Annotated in this window: 9 protein-coding genes; 7 read left to right on the top strand and 2 right to left on the bottom strand. The window is 34.0% G+C overall.

Going from position 1 to position 12,834, the window contains the following annotated elements; genetic code table 11:
- Positions 1-152 precede the first annotated feature (152 nt).
- Positions 153-2,102 carry a DNA topoisomerase (ATP-hydrolyzing) subunit B gene (gene gyrB / locus Q0772_RS01275; protein WP_298339122.1) on the bottom strand — a complete coding sequence of 650 codons (1,950 nt, stop codon included), beginning with the start codon at positions 2,100-2,102 and terminating at the stop codon, positions 153-155.
- Between the two features lie 900 nt (positions 2,103-3,002).
- On the opposite strand from gyrB, the gene Q0772_RS01280 reads away from it, so the two are divergent.
- From Q0772_RS01280 to gatB/aspS, 3 genes are read left to right on the top strand one after another with little or no spacing between them, the layout of a single operon-like run.
- A complete protein-coding gene (locus Q0772_RS01280) occupies positions 3,003-3,269 on the top strand; it encodes a hypothetical protein (RefSeq protein ID WP_298339125.1) in 267 nt (88 codons plus the stop codon).
- A gap of 2 nt (positions 3,270-3,271) precedes the next feature.
- A complete protein-coding gene (locus Q0772_RS01285) occupies positions 3,272-4,672 on the top strand; it encodes an amidase family protein (RefSeq protein ID WP_298339128.1) in 1,401 nt (466 codons plus the stop codon).
- Positions 4,672-8,004 (top strand): bifunctional amidotransferase subunit GatB/aspartate--tRNA ligase AspS, encoded by a 3,333-nt coding sequence (gene gatB/aspS, locus Q0772_RS01290; RefSeq protein ID WP_298339130.1) that lies wholly within the window; start codon positions 4,672-4,674, stop codon positions 8,002-8,004. Before Q0772_RS01285 ends, gatB/aspS begins: the two co-directional genes overlap by 1 nt.
- A 37-nt stretch (positions 8,005-8,041) precedes the next feature.
- On the opposite strand, the gene Q0772_RS01295 is transcribed toward gatB/aspS, so the two are convergent.
- Complete coding sequence (locus tag Q0772_RS01295) at positions 8,042-8,671, bottom strand: 7-carboxy-7-deazaguanine synthase QueE (RefSeq protein ID WP_298339134.1); 630 nt, start codon at positions 8,669-8,671, stop codon at positions 8,042-8,044.
- 234 nt (positions 8,672-8,905) lie between these two features.
- Here Q0772_RS01295 and Q0772_RS01300 point away from each other — a divergent pair, with 234 nt between their 5' ends.
- From Q0772_RS01300 to Q0772_RS01315, 4 genes are all read left to right on the top strand, one after another.
- Complete coding sequence (locus Q0772_RS01300) at positions 8,906-9,637, top strand: hypothetical protein (RefSeq protein ID WP_298339137.1); 732 nt, start codon at positions 8,906-8,908, stop codon at positions 9,635-9,637.
- A 62-nt stretch (positions 9,638-9,699) separates the two neighbouring features.
- Complete coding sequence (locus Q0772_RS01305) at positions 9,700-11,244, top strand: helicase HerA-like domain-containing protein (RefSeq protein WP_298339140.1); 1,545 nt, start codon at positions 9,700-9,702, stop codon at positions 11,242-11,244.
- 28 nt (positions 11,245-11,272) lie between these two features.
- Positions 11,273-11,833: a hypothetical protein gene (locus tag Q0772_RS01310; RefSeq protein ID WP_298339144.1), complete on the top strand. Its 561-nt coding sequence runs from the start codon at positions 11,273-11,275 to the stop codon at positions 11,831-11,833.
- A gap of 3 nt (positions 11,834-11,836) precedes the next feature.
- Positions 11,837-12,817, top strand: a complete 981-nt coding sequence (locus Q0772_RS01315; RefSeq protein WP_298339147.1) for a YitT family protein — start codon at positions 11,837-11,839, stop codon at positions 12,815-12,817.
- Positions 12,818-12,834 lie beyond the last annotated feature (17 nt).

The raw sequence follows: 12,834 nt of genomic DNA on the forward strand, positions 1-12,834 counted from the left end.
TTGGAATTACAAACATAAGAAAAAAATCACACAAAAACACTCTTTATCGAAAAAAATTGCTTTTTAACGATTAAAGACACGTTTTAGCGAAAAAAAATAGCCCTAGCAGTATAAGCTAGAGCTATTAAATTACTTGATTAAAAAAAGTCTATTTAAGCATCAATATTAGCATAAATAGCATTCTTTTCAATAAAGTCTCTACGAGGTGGTACTTCATCACCCATTAACATAGAGAAAATTCTATCTGCCTCAGTACCATTATCTATTTGTACTAAACGCATGGTTCTGAATTCAGGGTTCATTGTAGTATCCCAAAGTTGTTCAGCATTCATCTCCCCCAGACCTTTATAACGTTGGATTTTTGAACCATCACCAAATTCTTCAATGATTTTATCTCGTTCATCATCAGACCAAGCATATTGTTTTTTTGCACCACGTTTTACTAAATATAAAGGTGGTGTTGCAATATAAATATGTCCGTTTTCAATTAACTCCTTCATATATCTAAAGAAGAACGTTAAAATTAAAGTAGCAATGTGGCTACCATCTATATCGGCATCACACATAATCACTACTTTATGGTATCTTAATTTAGATAAGTTTAAAGCTTTACTATCCTCTTCCGTTCCTATAGTTACACCAAGTGCCGTAAATATGTTTTTAATCTCTTCGTTTTCAAAAACCTTATGTGTCATTGCTTTTTCAACATTCAAGATCTTACCTCTTAATGGTAAAATGGCTTGAAATGCTCTATCACGACCTTGTTTTGCAGTTCCACCTGCCGAATCTCCCTCAACAAGAAATACTTCACATTTTGCAGGATCTTGCTCAGAACAATCAGATAATTTCCCTGGTAAACCACCAATACTCATTACTGTTTTACGCTGTACCATTTCACGCGCCTTTTGGGCTGCATGACGCGCTTGAGCCGCTAAAATCACTTTTTGTACAATGGTTTTAGCATCATCAGGGTTTTCCTCTAAATAATCCGTTAACATTTCAGAAACTGCTTGACTTACAGATGCAGAAACTTCTCTATTACCTAATTTTGTTTTCGTTTGTCCTTCAAACTGAGGCTCTTGGACTTTTACAGAAACAATAGCCGTTAATCCCTCTCGGAAATCATCACCAGCAATATCAAACTTCAATTTATCTAACATGCCAGATTCATCCGCATATTTTTTCAACGTATGCGTCAACCCTCTACGGAAACCAGATAAATGTGTTCCTCCTTCATGCGTATTAATATTATTCACATAAGAATGTAAATTCTCTGCATAAGATGTATTGTAAATCATAGCAACCTCAACAGGCACACCATTCTTTTCACCTTCAAAAGCAATTACATTTTTCATTAAAGGTTCACGTGTCGCATCCAAATACTGGATAAACTCAGACAATCCATTTTCAGAATGAAATGTTTCGCCCTCAAACTCACCATCTTCCTTAACCGCTCGCTTATCAACTAAATGTACCGTAATTCCTTTATTCAAATACGCTAACTCACGTAATCTACTCGCTAAAGTATCATAACTATACTCTAAAGTTTGTGTAAAAATAGTTGGGTCTGGTTTAAAAGTAACCGTAGTTCCTCTTTTATCAGTCGCACCCGTTTTTTTAACAGGATATAATGCTTTTCCGCGCTCATACTCTTGTTCCCAAATCTCACCCTCTCTATAAACTGTAGCTTTTAAACTCTCAGATAAAGCATTAACACAACTTACACCAACACCGTGAAGTCCACCAGAAACCTTGTAAGAATCCTTATCAAACTTACCACCCGCACCAATTTTAGTCATTACAACCTCAAGTGCAGAAACACCTTCTTTTTTATGCAATCCTACTGGAATACCACGACCATCATCCTCGGTAGTAATCGAGTTATCCTCGTTAATAATCACCGTAATATTATTACAATGTCCAGCCAAAGCCTCATCAATCGAGTTATCCACCACCTCATAAACCAAATGATGCAAACCTCTTGTACCCACATCACCAATATACATGGATGGACGCATGCGCACATGCTCCATACCTTCCAAAGCCTGAATACTATCAGCCGAATAATTATGCTTGTTAAATTCTTCTTTTGCTTCGCTCATACTATCTATTTAGTTTGTTTTAATTTATTTTAAAAACACCACAAAACTATTTTGGGCGTTACCCTAAAGGGTCGGGCTTTACGTTTCAAGTCCTCGCACCTCCTTCGTCGGGCTGTGGGCTTTTCACTGCAATCCCTAACGCATTCATTTGCTAAATTCAAGCTCAAAACCAATCCTAATTTTCTGTTTGCCAGAGCTAATATTTAACTTTAAATGATCCCGATTTTCATCGGGATTAATTTAACTTACTGTTTTAATTTCGGTTTTTCAACCTCTTTAAAACAGAGTTTCATTAACATAAAAAAAGACGCTAAATAGCATCCTTCTGAATACAAACAAATATACGAAATTTTGCGCCCTTTAAAAAGCATTTTAACGAGGTAAAACAATAATTATCAACAATTGTTAATTACTCAAAAGTTGCTTAAATCGACTAAAAAGTGCTTTAAAATTGATTTTATGGTTTTCAATTTGCTTTACACAACTATCAAAACTCAAAACGCCTTAAATGGCATTTTTTAGCTTCTAGTTATACATCATTTCACTCATAAAAAGACAATCAAAATACATTAAACAGCTCTATTATTTTTAAAATACATTAAACATAAATAAGCAATTAACACAAATACACTAGCAACCTTTCAAATTAACTTTACCTTTTTTAATAATTTCATAATACAATACAGTATGTCTTTAAAAATAGTGTATACTCTATTTATTCTATATATATTTGAACTCATTAAAAAATCATGAGAAACAATAACAATAATAATAATTTCAATAATCCTAATGCTTAGGGTTCGGAAGGTTATTGTTTAAAATATATAAAGCCTTCCGATATCGGAAGGCTTTTTTTTGAGACCATTTTAAAAGCGTCTTTATAATAAAAAATCAAAAAAGATGAGCAAAATTATGACAGTCGACGTATTGTCGAGTATTAAAGGAGCACAGCCATCCGAGGCTGTAAACAAGTTATTTGAGGTTATTAAAAATGCCAACACAACAAATAATAATGCTTTCAATAATCACAATAACGCATTGTCTTTAAATGATTTAAGAGACGATCTGGTTATAGATAGTTCTGATACAGAAAAACAAATCATTATTGAAAACTTCCCAAAAGAAAAAAATGGCTATTTGGTAGTTTCTAAAGTTATAGAAGAATAATTATGAGCTCGCAGATATATAAAATTCATCAGCAATTGATGAACAAAGACATTACTTGTACCGCGCTGGTTCAAGAAAAATTAAACTTACTACAACAGAACACTCATAATACGGTTAATACCCTACTAGATACTTTAGCACTTGATTTGGCCGCCAAAGTAGATGCAAAAATAGCTAACGGAGAAACTATTGGTTTACTGGAAGGTATTCCTTTCGGGATTAAAGATGTGTACATGGTTCAGGGTACATATACTACAGCAAGTTCAGATTTGCTTAAAAACTACAAATCGGCTTACACCGCAACAGCAATTCAAAAATTATTGGATGCTGGCGCTATACCGTTAGTAAAAGAAAACTGTGATAGTTTTGGTCACGGTTCTTCTTCCGAAAACACCATTTTTGGTGCCGTTAAAAACGCTATTAACCCCGATTTAGTTGGTGGTGGTTCTAGTGGCGGTTCTGCGGTTAACGTTGCTAAAGATTATACCATTTTTTCTATTGGAGGAGATACTGGTGGTTCTGTTCGTCAACCAGCAGGTTACAATAATGTATATGGTTTAAAACCTACATACGGACGTATTTCGCGTTACGGATTAATGGCTTACGCATCATCAACAGATTGTGTGGGCCCTATTGCAAAATCAATCGAAGATATTCGCATTGTGCTAAATGTTATGAGTGGAAAAGATATTAAAGATCAAACGTCTTACGTTTCCGCGGAAATAACTCAAGAGGCTATTTCAACTACTGATAATATAAAAACAGTTGGGTACTTTAAGAACTTTATTGAAACAGATGCTATTGATGCAAAAATCAAATCTGATTTCTTAGAAACAATAGAAAAAATAAAAGCCAAAGGTATTCAAGTAAAAGCTTTAGATTTCTTTGAATCTGAAACTTTAGTATCTACCTATTATACATTGGCCATGGCTGAAACCGCGTCTAACCTTTCTAGATTAGATGGTACAAATTATGGTAACCGTATTGAATCTGATAATTTAAAAGAAACTTATGCAGTAACACGTTCTGAGAATTTCTCTGAAGAAACAAAACGCAGAATTGTTGGTGGAAACCAAGTATTATCTCAAGGATTTTCAGATGAAATCTACTTAAAAGGATTAGCACTTAGAGATAACATCGCTAACAATTTTGAAAATGATTTTCAAGAAGTAGATATTATCATTTCGCCTGTTACACCAAGTACACCACCAAAAATTGGAGATAGTTTAAAAAATCCGCACGCCATGTATTTATCTGATGCCTATACGGTTGGTTTTAGTTTAGGGCAACTACCTACACTAACAATTCCTCAAGGGACTACAACAGGCTTACAAATTACGGCTGCAAAACATAATGACGAACTCGTTTTGAAGTTTGCTAACTTCTTAAAAGACACGATATAATGGAACTAGAACAATTAAACGACTTGCTTAAAAAGCACGAATTAGAGTTAGTAATCGGTCTGGAAACACACGTTCGATTAAATACAAAAACAAAGTTATTTTGCTCTTGTGCTAATCAGGAAACAGAGCAACCAAATCAAAATATTTGTTCTGTTTGTACAGGGCAAATGGGGGTTTTACCAGCTATTAATAAAGAAGCTATTAATAAAGCGATTTACTTTGGAAAAGCAGTGAAATCAACTTTTGAAAACGAAGTAATTTCTTGGGATAGAAAACATTATGAATACCCAGATAATCCAAAAAATATTCAGATTACGCAGTTTCACAACCCTGTGATTCCTGATGGTTCGGTATCTTGTTTCCGAAATGATGGCTCCCAGTTTACGGTAAACTTAACTCAAGTGCATATAGAAGAAGATGCAGCAAAATTAATGCACGAAAAGAAGGTGTCTTTAGTTGATTTTAACAAAGCTGGTGTTCCACTTATCGAGATTGTTACCGAACCTTGTATTCGCCATATCGAAGATGCTTCAACCTATGCACAATACATTCAACGTATTGTTCAGAATTTAGGAATTTCTGAAGCTAACCTTGAAAAAGGCGAGTTCAAATCGGATGTTTCTGTGTCGCTCCGTAAAAAACACGATTATAATTTAAATCCACGTACCGAAATAAAAAACTTAAACTCGTTTAAGTTTATGGCTGAGGCTTTAAAAGAAGAAGTTGAAAAACAACTCAACTATTTCTTAGAAAACAAGACTTTTAGACCAGACCAAACTACGGTGTTATGGGATGCTGAATTAAAGCAAACCAAAACCATGCGTAAAAAAGAGTTTGAAGCCGATTATCGTTTTATTTCAGAGCCCGATTTACCTTTTGTGAGCATAAAAGAGGTGGTTGAATCTATTGATGTCGATTTAAGCACGCTTCCTTTTGCAGTAGAACGCATCTTAATTAAAGGTGGAGTTCTACCGCAAGACGCAAAGTTTTTTACAGCCGACTCATTACGCTCTGAAACGTTTGTAGCAATTAACAACGTTATTCAAGACCCATCGTTTGTTGCAAAAACATTAGTTAATAATATTGACGCTGAAGCTTATGGTGATATTCACAGAATTGAACATCTAATTGAAATTTTTCAGTTGTTCAAAGATGAAAAAATCACATCAGTTTTAGTTCAAAACGCCATAACATCCTATTTAAAAGATAGAGACTTTAACTACAACCAATATTTTGAAGATAATACGATTTCAGAATCTCAAATAAAAGATGCGATTGCAAAAGTTATTGCAGACAATGAAGCGGTTGCAAATGACATTATAGCTGGTAACCAAGGGAAAGCAGGAATTCTGGTTGGAAAAGTTATTGGTATTATCGGAAAAGGTGCTTCAGGAAAAGTTATTCGTGAAGGGATTTTAAATGCGCTTTCAGGAGAAGTTAAAAGTCAAGAGACAAAAGGCAAAAGTGACGCTCCAATAACAAATAACCAACAACCAGTAACCAAACAAGAAGAAGTTTTACCACAGATTCCTATTGTTATAAAAGACGAATACAGAACACACGTTATTTCTGAAATCTCAGATGATAATATTTCCGAAAACGTAACGCTTTCTGGATGGATTTCAAGCGTGCGTGACCACGGAGAACTGATATTTATTGATTTACGCGATTCAAGTACACAGATGTTTCAGGTACGTTTAAGCCGAGAATCGTTTGCTAATTTAGATGAGTTGGTAAAACTAAAACCAGAATCGGTTATTACGGTATCTGGAACTATTGTGCAACGTAAAGAAGATGATTATAACGCCGCTTTAAGAACAGGTAAAATTGAAATGGAAGCCAAAGATTTAGAGATTCTAAACCTTTCTAAAACCCTACCTTTTGAAATTAAGCGTGCAACAAAAACGAATGAAAATGTACGTTTTCAATATAAATATTTAGACCATAGAAATAATGATGTACGCAGAGTAATTGTTAACCGACATAAGGTTATCAAAATGATGCGTGATATTTTAGACGAGCAAGATTTCCTGGAAATTGAAACACCTATTTTAAGTGCAGGAACTGATGAAGGCGCTCGTGAATTTATTGTACCTACTCGTAAACAAGCAGGTTCGTTTTATACCTTACCACAGGCACCTCAGCAATTCAAGCAAATGTTGATGGTTAGTGGTTACGAGAAGTATTTCCAAATTGCCCGCTGTTTTAGAGATGAAGATTCTCGTGGCGATAGGCAACCAGAATTTACACAGTTGGATATTGAGATGGCATACGCTAGCATGCAACAAATCATTGATTTGAACACAAACATGTTTAATGGGATTGTTGAGAAAATATATGGTAAAAAATGGATTTTACGCCCGTTTGAAGTGCTAACCTATAAACAAGCCATGGACGATTATGGTTGTGATAGACCAGATTTACGTTTTGGTTTAAAGCTCCAAGACATTACCAACATTGTTAAAGATACCACCTTTCAAGTATTTAGTAAACCTATTGACGAAGGCGGTATTGTAAAGTGTATTAAAGTTTCTGCAGAAGAACAAGGCAACAAACGTTTATCAAAAGGGCAAATTGAAAAGTTAACCGCATTGGCACAAAGTCATGGTTTAGGAGGCTTAGCGTACATTATCGTAAATGAAAACGATTTGCAATCGCCAATCATTAAATTTTTAGGCGAAGACATTGCCGCAGGCATTATAAAAACAACAGATGCTAAAGTGGGTGATATTGTTTTCTTTTCTGCAGCCGATTACGCAACAGCCAATAAAGCTTTAGATGCGGTTCGTCAAGAATTAGGAAAGATGCTCCGTTTAATCAATCCTAAGGAATTAAGACCTGCTTGGGTTATTGATTTCCCGATGTTTGAAAAAACAGATGAAGGCCGTTGGACGTTTACTCACAATCCCTTCTCTATGCCAGCTATTTATGATATTGATAAGCATATGAATGGTAAGGAAGATGAAATTGGCAGTATCATTGCGCAACAATACGACCTTATTTTAAACGGTTACGAAATTGGTGGTGGTTCTGTGCGTGCTCATAAACCTGAAATTTTAGAAGCCACTTACAAAAACATGGGCTATAATAAAGACGAGATGATGAAGAGTGTTGGCACTATGTATAAAGCCTTTCATTATGGTGCACCACCACACGGTGGTATTGCTTGGGGCGTGGATAGATTAATGATGATTTTAGAGAAAAAAGCCTCTATTAGAGAAGTGATGGCTTTCCCGAAAACCGGGACCAGTGAAGATTTACTCTTTGGGGCACCTTCTCAATTATCTGATAAAAAGGTGGAAGAAATGAATGTAAAAGTGATGAGGAAATAGTAACTAAAAAAGCGAGATAATTAATTATCTCGCTTTTTTAAGGTATATTTAAATATTTATGTGTTTGAAGAGACACTTTCCATTTAGGATGTTTCATCACATAATCAACAATTTCAGGAACAACCTTATCCCGCTTACTCCACTCTGGTTGCAAATATAAAATGCAGTCTTTATTTACTTTAGAGGCTTGTTCTTCTGCAAATCGAAAATCATCTTTATTATATACAATTACTTTAAGTTCATCAGCTTTATCATAAACCTCTTTAGTAGGTAGTTTCATCTTTTTTGGAGATAAACAAATCCAATCCCAAACACCTGTTAGCTTATATGCTCCAGAAGTTTCAATATGCACTTGCATACCTTCAGCTTTTAATTGTTTAGTTAAAGCCGTCATATCCCAGGTAAGTGGTTCGCCTCCTGTAATTACTATTGTGTCACTATACTTTTTAGCATTTTCAACAATACTTTTTGTAGCAGTAGGCGGGTGTAAATCAGCATTCCAACTCTCTTTAACATCGCACCAATGACAACCTACATCACAACCTCCTATTCGAACAAAATATGCTGCTGTACCTTTGTGGTACCCTTCCCCTTGAATGGTATAAAACTCCTCCATAAGAGGTAGCATTTCACCTTTGTTAACTAAATCTAAAGTGTCTTTTTCCATAGAAATGCAAAGATATATATTCACAATTGATTTTGGTCCTATTTATTTAATTCAATAAACTATTAATTAATAAATTTAAAGTGAATTACATTCTCCATATGACAGAAAATTTTGTTCATAAAAATTTTAAAAAAATTAAACTATTTTACCATTTATCGTATTTTTTTGTTTTTAATCGGATTTTTAATTAGTTTTGCTGAAATTAATAGCTAAATAAAGTCTCTCGCGCTCTCAATGAAAAAGAAAATCTACACTGTTTTATTACTGTGCTTTTGTTATTATTATTATGGTTTTTCCCAAGTAGGAGTTGGTACCACCACACCTGATGCATCTTCAATCTTACACATAGAATCCACAAATAAAGGCATTTTAATACCCAGATTAACAACCTTACAAATAAGTTCTATTACTGACCCTGCAATGGGCTTAATGGTGTTTAACACAGATATTAATGAGTTTCAATTTAATAATGGCTCAATAGCTACTCCTGATTGGAGTAAGATATCACATTCTAGCTCTGTAAAATATAGTAATACAGACATAACAAGCAATTTAAACAATGATGGGGCTTATGCAAATATTCCTATTTTCGGGAACCTAGAGTGGAATGATGATGATACTTTATATACACAAGCAGGAAATACATTGACCATAAGCACGTCAGGAAGATACCGCATAACAGCCAACATTGCCTACAGAGTTCCCACGATTGCTGGCAATACTGATCTACGTGTATCAGTTGAAGCCCAAATAGCGATTAATGGCACTCCTACCGGCGCAATAGGCAACACAGGATATGTAAGACATAATAGTGGCCATTTAGAAGCTTCTCTGCATATTACAGAGGTTTTTAATATTACAGCTGGTCAAACAATAAGTATCCAAACCATAAGAGGTGGTAATTCTGCTCCAGCAGTTTTTAGAAGTGTAGGTACATCTAACATCTACATTGAAAAAATAAAATAGCCTTTTATATCAAATACATTCTTTCTTAATTTTTTCCTGTATTTTTATGCAAAATATTAAGTATGAGTACCAAGGAAAAATTTTTCAATTACATTACTGAAGGCAATAAAACAAAAGGAGATTATATTCCTGTAGGTGCCGCTATGTTAGATGGCGAAACCGTAACAGGAGCCCATGTAAAAATACCTTTAAAAACGATGAACCGACACGGTTTAATTGCAGGTGCAACGGGTACAGGAAAAACTAAATCTTTACAAGTACTTGCTGAAAACTTGAGTGATAAAGGCATACCTGTTTTATTGATGGATATTAAAGGTGATTTGAGTGGTTTGGCGCAACCAAGTCCAGGGCATCCAAAAATTGACGAACGTCATGAAAAAATAGGTTTACCATTTGACGCTAAAGCATTTCCTGTTGAAATCTTAACACTTTCTGAACAAGGTGGCGTAAGACTACGTGCAACCGTTAGCGAATTTGGGCCAGTTTTATTATCTAGAATTTTAGATTTAACTGAAACGCAATCTGGAATAGTAGCTGTTATTTTTCAATATTGCGACGATAACAAATTACCGCTACTAGATTTAAAAGATTTTAAGAAAATTTTACAATATGCCACTCAAGAAGGCAAAGCTGAATTTACGGAGTCTTATGGTAGAATTTCTACAGCTTCAACTGGTGCTATACTTAGAAAAATAGTAGAATTAGAACAACAAGGTGCTGATTTGTTTTTTGGAGAAACATCTTTTGACACACAAGATCTACTAAGAGTTGATAATGATGGTCGTGGCTATATAAATATCATGAGATTAACCGATATTCAAGACAGACCGAAACTTTTTTCAACATTTATGTTAAGCCTTTTAGCTGAAATCTATTCAACTTTTCCTGAACAAGGAGATAGTGATAGACCAGAACTTATTTTGTTTATTGATGAAGCCCATTTAATTTTTAACGAAGCCTCAAAAGCGCTTTTAAATCAAATTGAAAGTATCGTAAAACTTATTAGAAGTAAAGGCGTTGGATTATATTTTGTAACACAAAACCCAACAGACGTTCCTGAAGCTGTTTTAGGCCAACTCGGATTAAAGGTACAACATGCTTTAAGAGCTTTTACTGCAAAAGACAGAAAAGCCATCAAACTTACTGCTCAAAACTATCCTGATTCGGATTATTATAACACTACAGAAGTTTTAACATCACTAGGAATAGGAGAAGCCTTGGTTTCAGCATTAGATGAAAAAGGACGTCCTACACCTTTGGCAGCAACTATGATGCGTGCGCCAATGAGTAGAATGGATGTTTTAACTGAAGTTGAATTAAGTGCACTATTATCTAAATCAAAATTGGTTAAAAAGTATAATGAAAACATAGATAGAGAAAGTGCTTATGAGCTTTTAAATGAGAAAATAAAACAAGCTGAAGCTGAAGAGGCCAAAGAAAAAGCAAAAAAAGAAAAAGAAGCGCTTAAAAAAGCGGAGTCAAAAAGAAAAACTTCAACATCAAGACAAAGGAAAAGTTCACGAATAAATCCGATTGTTAAAGTACTAACCAGTGCCACTTTTATAAGAAGTGTTTTTGGTATTTTAACCAAAGTGATGAAAAAGTAGTCTTTAAACCCAAAAATTAAAAATATAAATGCGTCAATTTACCATAGGCTTATTAAGTTTAATTCTACTCTTTTGTATAAGCTGTAAAAAAGAACAAAACCCATTTGAAATAAACAAACAACACATCGGTTTGCTAACTGATTCTACACAAGTTAAAGACCTTAAAAGTATTTATGTAAACGATTCTATTGTAAAATTTATTAGTGGTGATGAATTTACCGGCAACATTAATAACATTGAGATTTTTGAAAAAGGCGGTAAAAAACTGCTTACACTAACACCAAAACAGGCCTTAGACTCAACCTCAACAATTAGCAGCGTGCGCATTCTTGATGATCGCTACAAAACAGACAAAAATATAAACACATCTAGTACATTTAAAGACATCCAAGATAATTACAAAATTTCTAGAATAAGTAATTTAATCAACTCTATTGTCATTATTGTAAATGACATTAATGGAAGTTTTACAATTGACAAAAACGAACTTCCTGCAAATCTCAGATTTGATATGGACTTAAAATTTGAACCAACTCATATTCCAGATAATGCTAAAGTGAAATACTTTTTCATCAATTGGAATCATTAAAAAATGAATCCATTTTTATCTAAAATACTAGTTGACGTTGCACGTAAAAAACTTGAAAAAACACAAGTTGAAAAACCTGTAACAAAAAAACAAATAGTACCTCTGGTTAGAAAACTAGAAGTTGAACTATCCCACGCAATAAGGGAATATATATTTATTATTCTTGGAGTATTTTCTGCAGGGTTTGGATTAAAAGGTTTCTTACTACCAAATAGTTTTATTGATGGAGGAGCAACTGGCATTTCTCTATTATTAGAAAACATAACATCCTTAAACCTTGGCATTCTATTAGTTATTGTAAACCTTCCATTTATTTATTTGGCATCCAAAACCATTGGAAAAAAGTTTGCTATAAAAAGTATTATTGCCATATCTCTTCTAGCAATTGTAGTTCATTTTGTAAACTACCCCACTATTACAGAAGACAAACTATTAATAGCTGTATTTGGCGGCTTCTTTTTAGGTTCAGGAATTGGCTTATCTATGAGAGGAGGCAGCGTTATAGATGGTACTGAAGTTTTAGCTATTTTTTTAAGCAGAAAATTATCACTTACCATTGGTGATGTATTATTCCTAATAAATATTTTAATCTTTTCTATTGGTGCTTATGTATTATCTATTGAAACGGCCTTATATGCAATGCTTACTTATTTATCTGCTGCAAAAACCGTTGATTTTGTTGTTGATGGTGTTGAAGAATATGTAGGTGTAACTATTATATCCAATAAACACGAAGAGTTACAAACTATGCTAATAAAAAAACTAAGAAGAGCTTGTACCATTTATGCTGGTAAAGGTGGTTATGGGTCAACTGGGTATAGCTATGAAAAAGATATTATTTACACCGTAGTAACACGTTTGGAATTAGCAAGGCTGCAAACAGAAATAGATAAAATTGATAAAGATGCCTTCATTATAATGGGTGTTGTTAAAGATTTAAAAGGCGGCATGATTAAAAAGAAACCATTAAAAGATAACCACTAATACCAGAACCTTTAGAT

The sequence above is a fragment of the uncultured Algibacter sp. genome (assembly GCF_947490405.1).
In the GTDB taxonomy this organism is placed as follows: domain Bacteria; phylum Bacteroidota; class Bacteroidia; order Flavobacteriales; family Flavobacteriaceae; genus Algibacter_B.

What these genes read in the sequence shown, in the direction of transcription:
- Q0772_RS01305 (WP_298339140.1), top strand. Translation starts at nt 9,700, where the DNA reads ATGAGTACCAAGGAAAAATTTTTCAATTACATTACTGAAGGCAATAAA.
- Q0772_RS01295 (WP_298339134.1), bottom strand. Translation starts at nt 8,671, where the DNA reads ATGGAAAAAGACACTTTAGATTTAGTTAACAAAGGTGAAATGCTACCT.
- Q0772_RS01310 (WP_298339144.1), top strand. Translation starts at nt 11,273, where the DNA reads ATGCGTCAATTTACCATAGGCTTATTAAGTTTAATTCTACTCTTTTGT.
- Q0772_RS01300 (WP_298339137.1), top strand. Translation starts at nt 8,906, where the DNA reads ATGAAAAAGAAAATCTACACTGTTTTATTACTGTGCTTTTGTTATTAT.
- Q0772_RS01315 (WP_298339147.1), top strand. Translation starts at nt 11,837, where the DNA reads ATGAATCCATTTTTATCTAAAATACTAGTTGACGTTGCACGTAAAAAA.
- gyrB (WP_298339122.1), bottom strand. Translation starts at nt 2,102, where the DNA reads ATGAGCGAAGCAAAAGAAGAATTTAACAAGCATAATTATTCGGCTGAT.
- gatB/aspS (WP_298339130.1), top strand. Translation starts at nt 4,672, where the DNA reads ATGGAACTAGAACAATTAAACGACTTGCTTAAAAAGCACGAATTAGAG.
- Q0772_RS01285 (WP_298339128.1), top strand. Translation starts at nt 3,272, where the DNA reads ATGAGCTCGCAGATATATAAAATTCATCAGCAATTGATGAACAAAGAC.
- Q0772_RS01280 (WP_298339125.1), top strand. Translation starts at nt 3,003, where the DNA reads ATGAGCAAAATTATGACAGTCGACGTATTGTCGAGTATTAAAGGAGCA.